General features: G+C 68.8%; 15 protein-coding genes. 10 read left to right on the top strand and 5 right to left on the bottom strand.

Annotated features, from left to right (window positions below; genetic code table 11):
• Window positions 1–236: 236 nt before the first annotated feature.
• Window positions 237–1142 carry a LysR family transcriptional regulator gene (locus AB5I40_RS44665; protein WP_370936235.1) on the bottom strand — a complete coding sequence of 302 codons (906 nt, stop codon included), beginning with the start codon at window positions 1140–1142 and terminating at the stop codon, window positions 237–239.
• 110 nt (window positions 1143–1252) lie between these two features.
• Between AB5I40_RS44665 and AB5I40_RS44660 the strand changes: the two genes are divergently transcribed.
• From AB5I40_RS44660 to AB5I40_RS44645, 4 genes are read left to right on the top strand one after another with little or no spacing between them, the layout of a single operon-like run.
• Window positions 1253–2032 (top strand): alpha/beta fold hydrolase, encoded by a 780-nt coding sequence (locus AB5I40_RS44660; protein ID WP_370936234.1) that lies wholly within the window; start codon window positions 1253–1255, stop codon window positions 2030–2032.
• The gene (locus AB5I40_RS44655; protein WP_370936233.1) at window positions 2025–2825 is read left to right on the top strand and encodes an SDR family oxidoreductase; all 801 of its coding nucleotides are present in this window, start codon (window positions 2025–2027) and stop codon (window positions 2823–2825) included. The genes AB5I40_RS44660 and AB5I40_RS44655 overlap by 8 nt, the downstream gene beginning before the upstream one ends.
• The gene (locus AB5I40_RS44650) at window positions 2822–3667 is read left to right on the top strand and encodes a sugar phosphate isomerase/epimerase family protein (RefSeq protein ID WP_370936232.1); all 846 of its coding nucleotides are present in this window, start codon (window positions 2822–2824) and stop codon (window positions 3665–3667) included. The genes AB5I40_RS44655 and AB5I40_RS44650 overlap by 4 nt, the downstream gene beginning before the upstream one ends.
• A gap of 30 nt (window positions 3668–3697) precedes the next feature.
• Window positions 3698–4933 (top strand): nitrate/nitrite transporter, encoded by a 1236-nt coding sequence (locus AB5I40_RS44645; RefSeq protein WP_370936231.1) that lies wholly within the window; start codon window positions 3698–3700, stop codon window positions 4931–4933.
• On the opposite strand, the gene AB5I40_RS44640 is transcribed toward AB5I40_RS44645, so the two are convergent.
• Both AB5I40_RS44640 and AB5I40_RS44635 read right to left on the bottom strand, forming a co-directional pair.
• The gene (locus AB5I40_RS44640; protein ID WP_370936230.1) at window positions 4923–5894 is read right to left on the bottom strand and encodes an amidohydrolase family protein; all 972 of its coding nucleotides are present in this window, start codon (window positions 5892–5894) and stop codon (window positions 4923–4925) included. The two genes, AB5I40_RS44645 and AB5I40_RS44640, sit on opposite strands and share 11 nt — an antisense overlap.
• Before the next feature lie 25 nt (window positions 5895–5919).
• Window positions 5920–6537, bottom strand: a complete 618-nt coding sequence (locus AB5I40_RS44635; protein WP_370936229.1) for a TetR/AcrR family transcriptional regulator — start codon at window positions 6535–6537, stop codon at window positions 5920–5922.
• 164 nt (window positions 6538–6701) lie between these two features.
• Here AB5I40_RS44635 and AB5I40_RS44630 point away from each other — a divergent pair, with 164 nt between their 5' ends.
• The 4 genes from AB5I40_RS44630 to AB5I40_RS44615 are packed head-to-tail and all read left to right on the top strand — an operon-like array spanning window position 6702 to window position 11284.
• Window positions 6702–7568, top strand: coding sequence for an alpha/beta fold hydrolase (locus AB5I40_RS44630; protein ID WP_370936228.1), 867 nt, complete (start codon window positions 6702–6704; stop codon window positions 7566–7568).
• Window positions 7565–8599 (top strand): VOC family protein, encoded by a 1035-nt coding sequence (locus AB5I40_RS44625; RefSeq protein WP_370936227.1) that lies wholly within the window; start codon window positions 7565–7567, stop codon window positions 8597–8599. Before AB5I40_RS44630 ends, AB5I40_RS44625 begins: the two co-directional genes overlap by 4 nt.
• A gap of 30 nt (window positions 8600–8629) precedes the next feature.
• Window positions 8630–10192, top strand: coding sequence for a bifunctional 3-(3-hydroxy-phenyl)propionate/3-hydroxycinnamic acid hydroxylase (locus AB5I40_RS44620; protein ID WP_370936226.1), 1563 nt, complete (start codon window positions 8630–8632; stop codon window positions 10190–10192).
• Between the two features lie 18 nt (window positions 10193–10210).
• On the top strand, window positions 10211–11284 hold the full coding sequence (locus tag AB5I40_RS44615) for an amidohydrolase family protein (RefSeq protein WP_370936225.1): 1074 nt from the start codon (window positions 10211–10213) through the stop codon (window positions 11282–11284).
• Between the two features lies 1 nt (window position 11285).
• Here AB5I40_RS44615 and AB5I40_RS44610 read toward each other — a convergent pair whose 3' ends face one another.
• Window positions 11286–11993: a TetR/AcrR family transcriptional regulator gene (locus AB5I40_RS44610; RefSeq protein WP_370936224.1), complete on the bottom strand. Its 708-nt coding sequence runs from the start codon at window positions 11991–11993 to the stop codon at window positions 11286–11288.
• Window positions 11994–12046: 53 nt separating this feature from the next.
• On the opposite strand from AB5I40_RS44610, the gene AB5I40_RS44605 reads away from it, so the two are divergent.
• Both AB5I40_RS44605 and AB5I40_RS44600 read left to right on the top strand, forming a co-directional pair.
• Window positions 12047–14758 carry an MMPL family transporter gene (locus AB5I40_RS44605; protein WP_370936223.1) on the top strand — a complete coding sequence of 904 codons (2712 nt, stop codon included), beginning with the start codon at window positions 12047–12049 and terminating at the stop codon, window positions 14756–14758.
• A complete protein-coding gene (locus tag AB5I40_RS44600; RefSeq protein ID WP_370936222.1) occupies window positions 14758–16725 on the top strand; it encodes a YhgE/Pip family protein in 1968 nt (655 codons plus the stop codon). The genes AB5I40_RS44605 and AB5I40_RS44600 overlap by 1 nt, the downstream gene beginning before the upstream one ends.
• Window positions 16726–16806: 81 nt before the next feature.
• Here the strand turns inward: AB5I40_RS44600 and AB5I40_RS44595 are convergent, their stop codons facing one another.
• Entirely contained in the window at window positions 16807–17793 is a 987-nt protein-coding gene (locus AB5I40_RS44595) for an aldo/keto reductase (protein WP_370936221.1), read from the bottom strand.
• Window positions 17794–17801 lie beyond the last annotated feature (8 nt).

The raw sequence follows: 17801 nt of genomic DNA, 5'->3' as shown, positions 1-17801 counted from the left end.
GGCCGCGACTTCGTCGCGGCGGAGAAATCGCCTTCATCCGGTTTCTTCCCTCCCGATCCGCTCGGCCTGGGGGCCGAGCGGATCGCTCAGTCCAGAAACCGGGGCGATTTCTCGGTTCGGTTCAGTTAGTGGTCAGGGCGAAGGGGTGGGGTGCGTTTGACTGGTGTGCTGCCGTCTAGGGGTTGCTATAGCGGGGTGCCGCTGCCGTGGCCGAGGGCGCGCGGGTTCGCTGAGGGTCAGGCGGTGAACTCGTAGGTGGGATCGGCCCGGTAGCGCCGGGCGGTTTCCCGCAGGCAGCCCAGCAGCACATCGCCGTGCTTCGGATCGTTGCCCGCCCAGGCGGCCCACGTCCGCATCCAGTGTTCGGGACGCTCCGCCCGCAACGGGAGCCAGTGCCACGCGGGGAACCACTTCCGCGCGGACGTCGCGCCGATGAGCACCGTGTCGACCTGTGAGCTGGTGGCGATCAGTTCGCTGTGCTCGGAGAACGCCCGGAACAGCCAGTCGACTTCGGTTCCGGTCGCGGTCGCCGCCGCGCGCAGGCTCACCTCTTCGCCCTTGGCGGAATGGGCCATGACGCGCAGCCCGTCGAGATCGGTGACATCGAGCTCCTCCCGGTCGCGCGGCCCGGTGCCTTCGCGGAAGACGCAGCCGAGCCGTTGCCGGAAAAGGAATTCCTTGTGGAGCTCGGGCGGCTGGGTGTGCACAAGGCTCAGGTCCAGCGAACCGTTGAGCAGCAACCTGCGCTGCTCCTCGCTGGTGGCTTCGACGATCGCGAAATGGATCTCCGGCGCGGCTTCGCGCACCGCGTTCAGGTAGTCCTCGATCCAGCCGGCCGGGATCCCCGACGGGACTCCCAAGTGGACGAGGCGCCGGGCGCTGGCGGCGGCCTGAAGGACCTCGGGGACCCGGTCGACCAGTTCGAAGATGGACAACAGGTGCTCGCGCAGGCCCTCGCCGACCGCGGTCAGCTCGGCTCCGGTCGCGGTGCGCCGCAGGAGCTGGTGCCCGAGCGACTTCTCCAGCCGGGCGATCTGCCTGCTCAGCGTCGGCTGGGTGAGGTGCAGGGCCGCCGCGGCGCGCGAGATCGAGCCGTACTCGGCGACGGCGCGGAAATAGTCGAGGTGACGCAGCTCCAGCATGCACCGAGCATATGCCTCTCAGGCATGGCGGGGTCGGTCGATAGGCATTTGATCTATAACTGCTCGTCGCTCAGGATCGTCCCAGCGAGCGGACGAGCGGAGAGGACGCGATGACCGTCGAGTTGGCTTTCGAGCGGCTGCCAGGACCGGAGAAGGCTCCGTTCACCTTCGTGCTCGTCCACGGCTGGGCGCGCTCGCGCTCGGACTGGCACCCCGTATTGCCTGGCCTGCAACGGATCGCTCCCCTCGTGCTCGTGGACCTGCGCGGGCACGGCGAGTCCGGGCCGGGGCCGGACATGCGGCTGCCGCACGTGGCGGCGGACGTGCGCGCGCTGGCGGACCGGCTCGGTCTCGGCCGAGTGGTGCTGGTCGCCCACTCCGCGGGCAGCGAGGCGGCCGCCTTCCTCGCCCGGCAGCAGCCGGAATCGGTGACCGGGCTGGTCGCGATCGACCCGGCGTTCGGGCTTCCCGACGAGGACCGGGCCCGCATCGAGACGATCGCCAAGCGGCTCCGGTGCGAGGATCCCGTCGCGGTCGCCCGCGAACACTTCGCCAGCCACGGGCCTTGCCCCGTGCTCCCCGGCACCGGCGACCTGGTCGCCGCCACGCCGGCGGCCGTCCGCGACCTGTTCATCGAGTTCGCTTTCGGCACGGACGCGCTGCATTTCCAGTCGCAGGCGAAAGAGTTCTTCGCCGATTTCCCCGTACCAATACTCGCGATCTACCGGAACCGCGAACGCGCCCGCCTGGCCCGCGAATTCCTCTCCGGCGCCGCGGTCAAGGTCCTGCCAGGCGGGCATTGGACGCATCACGAGCACCCCGGCGACGTGGTGGCCGCGATCGCCGAATTCCTGTCCTGGACGGAAAAGAAGGAAGCACACCATGACTGAACCCCGCCGTGTCGCCATTGTCACCGGAGCCGCGGGAAAGCTGGGCACCGCCATCGCCGAACGCCTGCTCGAAGACGGCGTCGCGGTCGTGGTGGCCGACGTGAAGGCGGACGCGGCGGACGCGACCGCCGCCGCCCTCGACGCCAGGTTCGCCCCGCCCGCAGTCGGCATCGCCGCGGATCTCGGGTCCGTGCAGTCGATCGAGGACCTGATCGCGGAAGTCGGCAAACGCTTCGGCCGGATCGACGTCATCGTCAACAACGCGGCCGTGAACCGCCGCTCCACGCTCGCCGGGCTTTCCCCGGACGACTGGGACCTCATGAGCGAAGTGAACCTGCGCGGCCCGGCGTTCCTCGTCAGCCGGGCACTGGAGTTCTTCAAGGCGCAACGCAGCGGTACGGTGGTCAACATCGCCTCGCGCAACTGGGTTTCCGGCGGGCCGGTCGCCTACACCGCCATGAAAGCCGGACTCGTCGGGTTGACCCGCTCCTTCGCGACCGAACTCGCGAAGTACAACGTCACGGCGAACGCAGTCGCGCCCAGCTTCATCCTCTCCGACTTCACCGCCTACGACCGCGACGAAGGCCAGCTGCGGCGGCTCATCGCCGAGTACCAGGCCATCACGCCGATGCCGCGGATGGCGGAACCCCGTGACGTCGCCGAGGCCGTCGCCTTCCTGGCCTCGCCCGCGGCCTCGTTCATCACCGGAGAGGTCCTGCACGTGTGCGGCGGCGCGCAGCTCGCCCCGCTCCCCCAGACCCCGCTCGCCGTCGAGCACCCGGCCCTGCCGTGAAGTTCGGCGTCGCGACGATCTGTCTGCCCACAGTGGACATTCCCGAGTGCATCGCCCAGGTGCACGCCGCGGGGTTCGGCGGGATCGAATGGCGGGTCGAGCCGCGTCCCGGCAGCATCCGCGACCCGCGGCCCGCGCACCCCTACCTGGTCGACCACCACGCCACCCTCCCGCTGGACGTGCCGACGGCGGAGGCGGTCGCCCGCGACACGCGCGCGGCGGGACTCGACGTGATCGGCCTGGCCCCCTACATCGAGGTCGGCGACACCGAGATGCTCCAGCTCGCGTGCGATCTGGCCCGGGCCGCTGACGCTCCGCAAATTCGTTTGCAGGCACCGAGAATCTCCCGAACGGGAAAGTCCTATTCGGACTTGTTCGAGCACACCGTCTCGTTCTTCGGGGAAATCGAAACCGCTGCGAGAGCGGCCGGAATCCGCGCACTGCTGGAGATCCACCACAACACCATCTGCCCCAGCGCCTCGCTCGCGCACCGGGTCGTCTCGCGCTTCGACCCCGCGCACGTCGGGGTCATCTACGACCTCGGCAATCTCGTCTTCGAAGGCTATGAGGCGCACGAGATCGCGCTCGACCTGCTCGGCGAGCATCTCGGACACGTGCACCTGAAGAACGCCGCGCACTTCCGTTCGCCAGGCGGCGGCTGGCAAGCCGGGTGGACTCCGCTCGAGGACGGCGAGGTCGACGTCCCTCGGGTGCTCGGCCTCATCGGCCAACGCGGCTACCCCGGCTGGGTTTCGGTCGAGGACATGAGCCTGGACCGCCCGCCCGTCTCGACCCTGCGCCACAACGCGGCCCAGCTCCGCGAGTGGGGCCTGCTGCACTGAGCTTCCCGTTACTGGACAAGGAGGTCCACAATGGATGCGACAAAGTCCGCATCGGACACCGCGGCGCTCCCGGTCGCGAAAGCATCTCGCTACCGGTGGGTGATCCTCGCCGTGTGCTGGCTGGCCTACACCCTCATCTACCTCAACCGCACCGCCTGGTCGGTGGTCGCGGTCGACGCTTCGCATTCCATCGGGCTGTCGGTGGCGCAGCTGGGGATCTTCGCGACCGCGATGTCCATCGGCTACGTGGTCACCAACATTCCCGGCGGAATCGTCGCGGACCTGATCGGCGGCCGCCTCGCCGTGGGGATTTCCCTTGTCCTGGCGGGAGTTCTGACGTTCGCCTTCGGCACCGTGCACAACCTCGGCGTGGGGATCGCGCTCCAGGTCCTCATCGGGCTGGTCAGCGGCGCCGACGTCGCGTCCTTCACGAAGCTGCTCAGCCGCTGGTTCCCGCCGCGCGAGCGCGGGACCGCGTTCGGGCTGTACATCACCGCGACCGCGTTCGGCAGCGTGCTCGCCAACGCCTCCATCCCGGCGCTGATGGCGCGGCTCGATTGGAACGGGGTCTACTACCTGTTCGGCGTGCTCACCGTCGTGGTGGGCGTGATCTGCTGGGTCCTGCTGCGCAACGACCCGCCCGGTTCCGTCGAGACGACCGAACCGGGCGGACGGCTCGGCTTCGCGGCGATGTTCAAGAACCGCAACCTGATGTCGCTCGCGGCCGCCGGGCTCGGCATGCAGTGGGCCACCCTGGGGTTCCTGGCCTGGGGCAACTCGCTGATGGTCAAGTCGCTCGGGCTCTCGGCCGGGAAGGCCGCCCTGGTCATGGTCATCGTCAGCACCACCGCGATCGGTGTGAAACCCTTGGTCGGCTTCCTGTCCGACCGCCTGCGCGGCACCCGCAAGGCGCACCTGATGATCCTCAGCGGGTACTTCGCGGTCATCCTGGTCGTCTTCGGCCTGGTGCGCGACTACTCCGTGCTGCTGATCCTCGCCCCGCTGCTCGGTTTGGGCGTGTACGGCTACACGGTGCTGACCAACTCGACCGTCCCGCAGTACGCCGACCCGCGGTTCGTCGGCGGGGCCTTCGGTCTCGCCAACACGGCCTGGCAGCTGGGCGGCGTGTTCGCACCGGTCGCGGTCGGCGCCGTGTTCAGCGCGACCGGCTCGCTGTTCCTGTCTTTCGGCGTATTGGCGATCGGTCCGCTGCTGGGTGTTCTGTTGCTCATTCCGATCCGCGAGCGCGAAGCAGTCAGCCCTTGAGGCGAGGGAACAGCTTCTCCGAGTTTCCGCGGTCGATCGCCGCCCGCAGGCCGTCGTCCAAGGGATAGCGTTCGAAGGTTTTGTTCATGAAACCGACGGCGACCGCGGGGGCGAACGGGAAGTCGCTGCCGTACGTGATGTGGTCTGGGGCCGCCACCTCCAGAAGGCTCGGCAAGGCCGACGGCGACGCCGAAAGGGCGATGTCGTAGTAGAACTGGCGCAGCACTGAGAGCTGCTTGGGCACCTGGTGCTTCTGGTCGAGCAGCGCCCACGCTTGCTGTGCCTTGTTCTTCGTGTTCAGCATCGTGAGCAGGATGCGATAAGAAATGTAGGGCACGAACCCGCCCGCGTGGGCGAGGATGAATGTGATCCCGGGATATTTTTCCATCGATCCCGACAGGATCAGGCTGATCGCGGTGCGCGTGGTGTCGAGCAGGAAGTCCGCGGTGAAAGTGGGGATTCCGGGCACCTCCGGGCCGGGCAGTTCGCCGGGGTGGACGAAGACCGGCGTCCGGCGTTCGTGGAGGAACCGCAGCAGCGGCTCGAATCCGGGGTCGCCGAGGTAGCGGCCGTCGTTGTTGGCCAGCAGGACGATTCCGTCGGCGTGCAGCGTGTCGAGCGCGTATTCGGCTTCGGCGAGTGCACCCTCGACGTCGGGCAGGGTGAGGGTGGCGAAGAATCCGAACCGGTCCGGCCGGTCGGCGACGACTTCGGCGGCGTATTCGTTGACCTCGCGCGCCCAGCGGCGGGCCTCCGGGATGTCTCCGAAATAGACCCCGGGCGTGGAGAGGGAAAGAATTCCGGTGGCGATTCCGTGGCCGTCCATGAACTTCAGCGCGGACGGTGCCGACCAGGACGGCAGATCGATGCCGCCAGGGCGGATTCCTTTGTCCTGCATCCATTTCGCGTAGCGGGGCGGCACGAGGTGCTGGTGGGTGTCGATGCGCTGGGCACGGCTCATCGGAGGCGTCCTTTCTCGGGCGGGGTCAGCGAAGCCGGGCAGCGAGGCCGAGCACCGCCTGGGCATGCAGTTCGAACAGGCGCATCAGGTCGACGCTGTCGCCGCCGATTTCCTTCGCGACGAACAGTCCGTCGGCACCGGCCATGGCGTACGTCGTGAGCAGTTCCACGGACGCGGGGTCCAGTTCCGGCATGAATTCGGCCATCATGCCCGCGACGCGTTCATGCGCGATGCCGCGCACTTGCAGAAACATCGTCCGCGCGCTGGGCTCTTCGGGGCGGCGTTCCAGGGTCAGCATGAGGCCGAGGCGCAAGAAATCCGGGGCGTCGAGCAGCGCCTTCGCGACCTGCTGAGCCAGCCCGGTCACCCGCGCCAGCGGCGTTCCGTCTTCCTCCGGCAAGGACAACGCGGCGAGCCAGCTGTCGAAACTGCGCTCGATGACCGCGGCGATCAGGTCGTCTTTGTCCTTGAAATGCCAGTAAATCGAACTCGCCGGGAGCCCGCATTTCTTGCTCACCAAGGCGATGCTGGTGCCCTCGTAGCCGCGCTCCCCGGCGACCTCGACGGTCGCGTCGAGAATCTTCCGGCGCGACTCCTCGCCGTTTGCTCGACGGCGTCGCGTACCTCGTTCGTTCACGTTCACTCTCGCACCTTACCGTATCGGTCACTACAGGAAGGGGTTGACCGACGCTGCCCGCTCAGCTTACCGTAGCGATCGATCCAATTGTAGTGATGACTACAGGAACACTGTTCCCGACTCGACGTGGAGGCCCCGTGCCGTCGACTGGCTCACCAACGTCCGCTTCGGTGCAGAGCACCGTCCGGGTCGGCGCCCGCGACATCTTCCTCACCGAGATCACCGGCGCGGCGAACCCTGCGGATGCGACACCGGTGGTCCTGCTGCACGGCGGCGGTCCGGGCGCGACTGGCGCGTCCAATTACGCGCGCAATGTCGACGCGCTCGCGGCGGCCGGTCACCGGGTGCTGGTTCCGGACATGCCCGGGTACGGCCGGTCGTCGAAGGAACTGGACCATGCCGACCCCTTCGGCGACCTCGCGATCTTCGTGCGCGGCCTGCTCGATGCGCTGGACGTGGAGAAGGCGCACGTGGTGGGCAACTCCTACGGCGGAGCGGCGGCATTGCGGCTGGCGCTCGATCGGCCGGACCGTGTGGAGACGCTCGTGCTCATGGGCCCCGGCGGCATCGGCACGACCCGTCGACCGCCGACCAAGGGGCTGAACGCGCTGCTGGGCTACTACGGCGGCGAGGGGCCGTCCCGGGCGAAGATCGCCTCGTTCATCCGCGACCACCTGGTCTTCGACGCGTCCGAAGTACCGGAAGAACTGATCGAACTCCGCTATCAAGCCAGCATCGACCCGGAGGTGGTGGCGAACCCTCCCCTGCGCCGCCCGTCCGGGCGAGGAGCGCTGCGCACGTTGTGGCGCATGGACTTCACCCGCGACCGCGACCGGCTCGCGCGCTGCCAGGCGCCCACGCTGGTCGTGTGGGGCACCCACGACAAGGTCAACCGGCCGTCCGGCGGACCGTGGCTGGCGCGCACGATGCCGCACTGCGATCTGCACCTGTTCGCCCGCACCGGCCATTGGGCGCAATACGAGCAGGCGCAACGGTTCAACCGATTGCTGCTCGACTGGCTCGGAGCCGCGAAGTGACCACTGCGGACACTAAAAGCCGCCCGGACGTCTTCGGCGCCGCGCGGCTGGGCTACCTCGTCGTCGAGTCCCGGCGGCTGACCGACTGGAACCGTTTCGGGGCCGACGCGATCGGCTTGCACGTCGACGAACTCACCCGCGACACCCTGCGTTTCCGCCTCGACGACCGCGAATGCCGGTTCCTCGTCCAGCGCGGCCCCGCCGAGGACGTCATCGCCGCGGGCTGGGAAATCGACGACCACGAAACCTTCGAGATCGTGCTGGGACGGGTCGCCGCCGCAGGGCTTCCCGTCACCGAAGGCTCCTCGGAAGAGGCCGCGCTGCGCGGGGTCGAACGGCTGTGGCGATTCCCGGGCCCGAAAGGCATCGCCACCGAGGTCTTCACCCGCGCCCGCACCACCGCCGCGCCGTTGCGGATGCGCAACACCGCGTTCGTCACCGGCCGTTCCGGCATGGGGCATCTGGCGATCACCACCACCCGGCCCGAGCAGCTGCACACCTACTGGAACAACCTGCTGGACCTGCGCCTGTCGGACCGGATCGTCGAACGCGTCGGCCCGGCGAAGCTGAACATCCGGTTCCTGCGCAGCGGGCAGCGCCACCACTCCATCGCGCTCGCCAACGTCGCCGGGCTGGCGCTCGACCCGGTCCGCACTTCCGTGCAGCACGTCAACATCGAGATCGCCACCCTGGAAGACCTCCTGGACAGCTTTCACCGGGTCACCGAACTCGGCTTCGCCATGGCCTGGTCGATCGGCCAGCACACCAACGACCGCGAACTGTCCTACTACTGCGTCACCCCGTCCGGATTCGAACTCGAGGTCGGCTGGAACCCGGTCGTCGTCACCCCCGAACGGGAGCAGACCTGGGAACCCACTACGTACCAAGGCATTTCGCTTTGGGGGCACACCACGGCAGGCGCAGGCGTCGCCGCGCTCATGTCCCGTTTCCAAGCCGCGGTCCGATCGCTGCGCGAGCGGGAGGACACCGTCCCGGCCCTGTCCGCCACCGCGTTGGGTTCCCGCCGCTGACATCCGTCCCAGCCAAGGAGGCACAGGGAAGTGTCCGAAATCCCCCGCTACGACGTGGCCGTCATCGGGTACGGGCCCACCGGGGTCACTGCCGCCAATCTGCTTGGCGCGCAAGGCTTGAAGGTGGTCGTCGTCGAACGCGACGCCGAGGTCTACACCCGCGCCCGCGCCATCTCCACCGACGAGGAGGTCTTGCGCATCTGGCAACAGGTCGGCCTCGCTCAAGAACTGCAGCGCGACATGCTGGCCGGGCTGCCGATCGAATTCGTCGATCATCAGGGAAAGCCGTTCCTGTCCGCTTCCTTCGACTCGGCGGGCCATGGCTATCCGCCTCAGCTGTTCATCTACCAGCCGGTCCTGGAAGACACCCTGCGCAAGGGCGTCGCCCGGTTCCCGAACGTCGACCTGCTGCTGGCCCACGAATGCCTGCGCGTGCGCCAGGACGCCTGCGGCGCTGAACTGCTGCTGGCCGAGGACGGCGGCGAGCAGCTCAAACGGGTGCGCGCCTCCTGGGTCATCGCCGCGGACGGCGGTTCCAGCCCCACCCGCGGCCAGCTCGGCGTCGGTTTCGACGGCCGCACCTACGAAACCCGCTGGGTGGTCGTCGACACCGAGGTCAAGCGCGAGTGGCCCGGTCACGACCGGCTGCGCTTCCACTGCGACCCGCTCCGGCCCGCCGTGGACTGCCCGACCCCGCTGGGGCACCACCGCTGGGAGTTCCCCGTCCTTCCCGGCGACGACGAAAGCGAACTCGTCGCCGACGCGGCCGTGTGGCGTCTGCTCGGCCGCCAAGGAATCACTCGTGACGAGGTGACCGTGCTGCGGGCCGTGGTCTACAGCCACCATGTCCGCGCCGCCGTCCGCTGGCGCGTCGGCTGCGTCTTCCTCGCCGGCGACGCGGCCCACGCCATGCCGCCGTGGATCGGCCAGGGCATGGCCGCCGGAGTGCGCGACGCGGCCAATCTGTGCTGGAAAATCGCCGCCGTCATCCGCGGCGAACTTCCCGAGACCGTGCTGGATTCCTACGAGACCGAGCGCAAACCGCACGTGCGCGAGGTGACGCGCCGCGCGGTGCTGGTGGGCCGGATGATCACCGAACGCCGGCGCGCGCTCTGCCGGATCCGCGACACGCTGGTGCGTCCGCTGGCGCGGCTGTCGCCGGTCCGGCGGCTCCTCGTCAAGCTGTCCTGGGTGCCCGCGGCGCGCTACCCACGAGGATTCCTCGGCAGCGGCTCCCCCGCGGTGGGCCGCAAAGTGCCCCAGCCATGGGTCCTCGACAGCGACGGCGCCCGAAACAGGCTCGACGACGTCCTCGCCGGCAAGTGGACCGTGCTGAGCACCCGCGCCGCCCTTCCGGACCCGGCGTGGACCGCCGCTGTTCGGCTGACGGTCCTGCCTCCCGGAGCACAGCCGGAAAACGGGAGCGTGGTCGACATCGACGGCACCCTCCTCGACTGGATGCGGGCGCATCAGGCGCACATGTTGGCCCTGCGGCCGGACGGCTTCGTCTACGCCGCCGCGGACGCCGCTGCCGCACTCCCCCCGCCGCCCGCCGGATTCCGGCCGCTCGACGCTGATCGCCTGCTGTCCTGACTCGGAAGGACCACCGCCATGAACCGAAAGTTCACCCGTCGCCGCGCTGTCGGCACTGCCGCGGCCCTAGCCGGTGCCGGTTTGTTCGGCACAGCGGCCGCGATGCCTTCCGGCGCCTATCGGATCGACGTGCACGCGCACTTCCTGCCGCCCGAGTACCGGGCTTCCTTGCTGAGCCACGGCTATTTCACGATCGGCGGCTACCCCACGCCCGACTGGTCGCCGGAGGCGGCGCTGGATTTCATGGACCGCTACGGGATCGCCGCCCAAGCACTGTCCATTTCGGACCCTGGCGTGTCCTTCCTCCGGGGCGCGGAGGCACGCGACATGGCCCGGTACTGCAACACCTACGCCGCGGGCTTGTTCAAGTCCCATCCGACTCGCTTCGGCGGCTTCGCGGTGCTGCCCATGCCCGACGTGGCAGCGTCGATCGCCGAACTCGAATACGCGCTGACCGTGTTGCAGCTGGACGGCGTCGTGCTGCTGTCCTCCTACGACGGCGTGTATCTCGGCGACCCGCGCTTCGAACCGCTGATGGCCGCTCTCGACCGGCACAACGCGTACGTTTTCGTCCACCCCGCGGCCGTGTCCCGGGACTCGAAACCGGAACTCCCCCTCCCGGACTTCCTCTACGAGTTCACCTTCGACACCACCCGCGCCGCGACGATGCTGATGTACACCGGAACGATGCGCCGGTATCCCCGCATCAGGTTCCAGCTCGCGCACGCGGGCGGCGCCATTCCGTTCCTGACCTACCGCTTGGGCGTGCTCTCGAAAACCGGAGCCGCCGATCTGTTCCCGCCCGGCGTGCCGCGGCCGTCGGCGTTCGACGTCGCCGCACTGGTCAAGACCTTCTTCTACGACACCGCATTGAGCCCGGCCGCGACGGACATGCGCAGCGTTCTCGCGGCCGGGCAGCAATCCCGCGTCGTTTTCGGCAGCGACTGGCCGTTCTCCCAGTTGACCCTCACCGGTTCCGGAGATCCGCAGCCCGAACTCGACCAGACCTTCACCGCCGGCGACCGGCTTCAGATCGAACGAGCCAACAGCTTGCGCGAACTCCCCCGGCTGGCGCGGGCCGTCGGGTCCTGAATCACCGGCCCGCGGTCGTCAGCGCCGTGAACAGCCGAGGGAGCACGTCGGTCAGATAGCGGCTGTCGGCCTTGTCGGGGAGTTCGTCGAGGATCGCGCGTTCGAGCATGGTCTCGTAGAGCGCCACGATCGCGACGACGGCACTGCGCGGGTCGACGGTCAGCCGCATGTCCAGCCGGTCGAGCAGGTTCTGAAGAATGTCGGCGAGGGCGTCGTGGAAGCGGCGTTCCGCGGCCGCGGCCGGCGCGCGCAGGTCCGGCTGGCGAAGCGCCTGGGCCCGGAACTCGGCGTTGAGCAGGTACCACGTCTCATCCGCCGCGAGGGATTCCATGAACAGCAGACCGGCTTTCGGCAGCACCTCGTCGACGGAACCGGGCGCGGCCTGCTCGACCGCCTCTTCTACGGCGCCGCGCAGCCGCTCGGCACGCTCCCGCATCTCCACCTCGTAGATAGCCAGGAACAGTTCTTCCTTGCTGGCGAAGTTCGAGTAGAAGGCGCCGCGGGTGAAGCCGGCGCGTTCGCAGATCAGCTCGACGGGAGCGTCCCGGATGCCCGTCTCGGCGAACACTTCGTAAGCAGCGGCCATGACTCGCCGCCTCGTTTCCGCACGGCGGCGCGTCATGCGCTTCGGGGTTTCCAGGCTCGCGCCGGTCGTCGCCATGTCGTTCACGCTGTCTCCCCCGACCAGGTGATCGGATACACGTTGCATCGGATGCACACTGTATTACGATACACCTTGTATCCGACGTGTTGGGAGCACCCGTGTCGTCATTCCTCTACCGGCTGGGCCGCGCCGCCGCCCGGGCGCGTGTGCTCGCAGTGGCGCTGTGGGTCGTGATCCTGGCCGCGGCCGGCGGGGCGGCGCTGGTGGCCAATCAAGGCACCGACGACGCGTTCGCCATTCCAGGCTCGGAGTCCCAAGACGCCCTGGACCATCTCGGCCGCGTCTTTCCGGAGGTCAGCGGCACGTCCGCGCAACTGGTGCTCGTGGCGCCGGCGGGCGCGAAGGCCGATACCCCGCAGATCCGGGCCGCGGTCGGCCAAGCGGTGAGCCGGATCGGGAAGCTGGATCAAGTCGCGACGGTCGTGAACCCGTTCGACAAGGGCGTCAACGGCGCGGTGTCGAAGGACGGCCGGGCCGCGCTCCTCGCCGTTCCGTTGAAAGTGCAGCTCTCCCAGGTCGATCCGGCCGCCAAGACGCAGATCGCCGGGATCGCCGCCGACCTCGCGAAGGCGACCGGCACGGAGGTCCGCACCGGCGGCGACGCGTTTTCCGACCGGGTCCCGAAGCTCAGCCCGACCGAAGGCGTCGGCCTGGTCATCGCCCTGCTGGTGCTGGTGCTGATGTTCCGGTCGCTGATCGCCGCGGCGATGCCGCTGGCCACCGCGGTCCTCGGGGTCGGCGTCGCGGGCGGCTTGATCTTCCTGGCCACGCTGGTCACCCCGATCTCCTCGACCGCGCCGATGCTGGCGGTGATGATCGGGCTCGCCGTCGGGATCGACTACGCCCTGTTCCTGCTCTCCCGGCATCGCGACCAGCTGGCGGAAGGCCTCGCCGTCGAGGAGTCGATCGCCCGGGCCACGGCCACCGCCGGGTCGGCCGTGATCTTCGCCGGGCTGACCGTGGTCATCGCCCTGCTCGGGCTGGCGGTCGCGGGAATCCCGTTCCTGACCACCATGGGCATTGCCGCCGCAGTCGCGGTCGCGCTGGCCGTCGCGATCGCCGTCACGCTGGTGCCCGCGCTGATGTCCTTTGCCGGCAAGCGGTTGCGGCCGCGGGTCAAGAAACCGCGGCGGCGGACCCGGCGGCGTCAGAAGCCGCAGATCGCGCGCGGGTGGGTCCGGCTCGCGACCAAGGTGCCGCTGGTCACCGTGCTGGTCGTAGTGGCCGGTCTCGCGGTCTGTGCGATCCCGGCGCTGTCCTTGCGCCTGGCGTTGCCGGACAGCGGAACCGAGGAGCACGGCAGCCCCGCGCGCGACACCTACGACGTCGTCAGCGAACATTTCGGACCCGGTTACAACGGTCCCCTCATCGTCACGGCGGACATCATCACCAGCACCGATCCGATCGGGCTGATGAACAAGCTCGCCGAGGAGATCCGGCACGTGCCCGGCGTCGCCTCGGTGCCGCTGGCCACGCCGAATCCCAAGGGCGACACCGGCATCGTGCAGGTCATTCCCGCGACCGCACCGGACTCCGTGCAGACCGACGACCTCGTCGCCCGATTGCGGGGGATGGAGCCGCATTTCCGGGATGCCTACGGCGCGCAGACCGCGGTCACCGGGATCACCGCGGTCGGGATCGACGTGTCCGTGCAACTCGGCGACGCCCTGGTGCCGTTCGGAATTCTGGTGGTCGGTCTCTCGCTGATCCTGCTGGCCATGGTGTTCCGGTCGATCTGGGTGCCGATCAAAGCGACCGCGGGCTACCTGCTCTCGGTCGCCGCCGCGTTCGGCGCGACGTCGTTCGTGTTCGTGCAGGGACACCTCGCCGACGTCCTCAACGTGACTCACGTCGGCAGCGTCATCAGCTTCCTGCCGATCATCCTCATGGGCGTCCTTTTCGGACTGGCCATGGACTACGAGGTCTTCCTCGTCTCGCGGATCCGAGAGGACTACGTCCACCAGGGCGATCCGCACCACGCCATCGAGTCCGGGTTCATTTCAGCGTCGCGCGTGGTCGTCGCGGCCGCGGTGATCATGCTCGCCGTCTTCGCCGCGTTCGTGCCCGACGGCAGCGCCACGATCAAGCCGATCGCGTTCAGCCTCGCGGTCGGCGTATTCATCGACGCCTTCATCGTGCGCATGACCCTGGTGCCCGCTGTCCTGGCACTGCTGGGCCGCCGCGCCTGGGGGTTGCCGCCGAAGCTCGACCGCGCCCTGCCGGTGTTCGACGCGGAGGGCGACGCGCTCGTCCACGAACTGCGCCTGGCCGACTGGCCCGCGCCAGGCAGCACTGAAGCGATCAGCGCCCGGGACCTCCGGCTCGAAGACGACCGGGGCGCTCCGGTCTACTCCGGAATCGAGCTGCACGTCCAAGGCGGAGAAGTCCTTGTGCTGCACGGCGCGGGCGCTTGCGGCAAAACAGCTTTGCTGTACACGCTCACCGGACGGGTCACGAAGCTCACCGGCGATCTGAAGGTGCTCGGTCGCGTACTTCCGCAGCACGCACACGCTCTTCGCCGGGACGTCGCCGTCGTTCCCTGCCGCGACGGGGAAAACCCGGCGCGCCAGATCGCCGAAGCGCTGGAGAGCGATGCCGGGCTCGTCGTCGTCGACGACGTCGATCTCGTGCTCCGCACCGATGTCCGCGACCGGGTGCGTGCCCTGCTCAACGATCGCCGCACCCGCTCCGGCGAAACCGCCACCTTCGTGCTCACCTGCCAGGATCCCGACCGCATCCGGGATCTGCTGCCCGCCGGAGTCACTCGCCTGCACGGTCTCACCGCCGCCCAGCCCGCCGAGGTCCGCTGATGCTGAAGCCGTTCGCCAACTCCGCCCGTGCACTGGCCAGCGGGCCGCTGACCTGGCGCACCTGGGCCGGCCTGATCGCCGTGCCGCTGATCGTCATGGGCTTGCTCACCTGGGCGTTCTGGGCGCCGGACGCCAATCACGGCACCGCGAAAGCAGCCGTGGTGAACAACGACGAACCGGTGCAGGTCAACGGACAGACCATCCCGCTCGGCCGGCAGCTCGCCGGATACCTGACCCACAGCGAGGATTCCTCGTACACCTGGGTCCTCACCGACGCCGACGACGCCGCCTCCGGCCTGGCCGACGGCAGCTACGCGGCCACCGTCACGATCCCGAAGGACTTCTCCGCCCGCGCCACCTCCAGCGCCACCGGCAAACCGCTCGACGCCCGGCAAGCGCGGCTGCAGGTGCAGACGTCCGACGCCGCCGGGGTCACCGATCCCAGCCTGGCGACGCACATCGCCCAGGCGACGCAGCGCACCCTCAACCAGCAAGTCGTGGAAACGTATCTGGACAACGTGTATGTCGGGTTCACGACGCTGCACAAGCAGGTCGGACAGGCCGCGGACGGAGCGGCCCAACTGGCCGACGGGAACCATCAGCTGGCCGAGGCCGCCGGTCAGCTCAACGAAGGCGCCAACCAGCTCGCCAACGGCACCGAACAGCTCGCCGCCGGGTCCGGGAAGCTGTCCTCCGGACTCACCCAAGCCGAACGAGACACCGCGCAACTGCCCGCGCTGACCCGCCAACTGGCCGATGGGGCCGATCAGGTCGCCGACGGCAACGAACAACTCGCGAGCGTCGTCGTGCCGCTGGCCAACCGGATCATCGCCGCCATCGACGCCCTCCCGTCGGCCGACAGCGCCGCGAAGCAGTTCCGGCGCCTAGCCGACCAGTGCCCCGCCAACGGCGGTTCGACCTCCTTCTGCAGCGACCTGAGCCAGACCGCAGACCGGTTCACCGCCGACGCGCAGAAGATCGACGGCGCCAAAGCCGCAGTCCGGGCCAACGCCGTCAAGGCTCGCGACTCCATCCAGGCACTGGCCGCCGGAGCCCGCAAGGTCGCCGACGGCAATGCCCAGCTGGCCGGCAAATCCGGCCAGCTTGCCGCCGGAATCGCGTCCGCCGCGGACGGCGCCCGCCAGCTCGACAACGGTGTCCGGCAAGCGAATTCCGGTGCCCACAAGCTCGCCACCGGCACCGGGCAACTCACCGACGGCGCCAAGAAAGCCGACCGCGGCGCGCAGGAACTGGCCACGCAACTGGACAAGGGCCGCGATCAAGTGCCCAGCTACACCGACGCCGAACGCGCGCACCTCAAGACGGTCGCCGCCGCCCCGAGCACCTCAGCCGCCGACGGAACCCCGGCCGGAACCTTGGCCCTGACGCTGTTCGCCGCTTTGGGCCTGTGGGCGCTGGCACTGGCCACCTACCTCATCACCCGCGCCGTTCCCGACGCGGTGCTCACCGCCCGCGAACCCACCTGGCGGATCATCCTGCGCGCCGCAATCCCCGGCGCGACCGCCGCCGCCCTCGCCGCTGTCGCCATCACCGCGATCGCGGTCCCGGTGCTCAAACTCGGCCTCGGCGGCACCGCCGGGTTCTTGCTGATCGCACTGCTGGCCGCGTCGGCGTTCGTGGCCCTCAACCAGGCAGCGACGGCGATCTTCGGCCGCGCCGGCCGGATCGCCTCGCTGGCGGTACTGGTCCTGGCCGGAGCAACCGGTGTGGTCTCGACACTTCCGGGACCGCTCTACGCCCTCGCCGACTACCTGCCCACGCACGGCGCGGTGCTCGCGTTGCGGGCCGCCGCCACCGACGGGACCGGGCTGGCCACCGGCGTCGCTCAGCTCGCCGCATGGCTGCTGGTCGGCGGCCTCGTTTCGATTCTGGTCACCGACCGGCGGCGGTACCTCTCCGCCAGAAGCATCCGGCTCCGGCGCAGCCGTGCCCTGTCCGCTACTTGATCAGGAAAGTTGGTCTCGCAAACAGCGTGCTTACAGCCGTACTGCTGAAGAGCGCAATTCCGCTATTCGACGTTCCGAGGCTCAGCGGCCGAACTGAGACTTCACCGCTTCGGGAATTCGCTCACCGTGGACATGGCTCGCCGCCGCCTCGATGCGCTGCAGGTCGCCGGACGTCAATTCGACGTCGAGTGCTCCCAGGTTTTCTTCCAAGCGGTGCAGTTTGGTGGTTCCGGGAATCGGCACGAACCACGGCTTTTGCGCCAGCACCCAGGCGAGAGCGATCTGGGCCGGGGTGGCTCCCTTGTCTCCGGCGATCTCCTGGAGCAAGTCGATCAGCGCTTGATTGGCCTGCCGCGCTTCGGGAGTGAAGCGCGGCAGCATGCGGCGGAGGTCGTTGTCGGCGAGCGAGGTACGGGAGTCGATGGTTCCGGTCAGATAGCCCTTGCCCAGCGGGCTGTACGGCACCAGGCCGATGCCCAGTTTCTCCAAGGCCGGGATGATCTCGGTTTCGTGCTCTCGCGTCCAGAGCGAGTATTCACTTTGCAGCGCCGTCACCGGCTGCACGGCGTGGGCGCGGCTGATCGTCGTCGCGCCGGCCTCCGACAAACCGAAGTGCTTGACCTTGCCTTCGGCGATCAGCTCCTTGACCGTGCCCGCGACTTCTTCGATAGGCACGTCGGGATCGACGCGGTGTTGGTAAAGCAGGTCGATGCGATCCGTTCGCAGACGCTGGAGCGAGGCCTCGGTCACCCGGCGGATCTGCTCGGGCCGGCTGTCGAGTCCGGAAGCCGGGGTCGGGCCGTGTTCTCCGTGCTTGAGACCGAACTTGGTGGCGATCACCACCTGATCGCGGACCGGCGCCAGCGCCTGGCCGACCAGCTCTTCATTCGTAAAAGGGCCATAAACCTCGGCGGTGTCGAAAAAAGTCACGCCGCGGTCCGCTGCGGCCCGCAGCAGCTTCGTCATTTCGGCCGGGTCCGGGGGCGAGCCGTAGAAGAAGCTCATGCCCATGCACCCGAGTCCCAGGGCTGAAACTTCGAGGTGCTGTCCGAGTTCGCGTTTCCGCACTGGAGAGT

The sequence above is a fragment of the Amycolatopsis sp. cg13 genome (genome assembly GCF_041346965.1).
Lineage (GTDB): Bacteria > Actinomycetota > Actinomycetes > Mycobacteriales > Pseudonocardiaceae > Amycolatopsis.
Note: the sequence above shows the minus strand (reverse complement) of the source record. Positions and strands in the feature narration are given on the sequence as shown.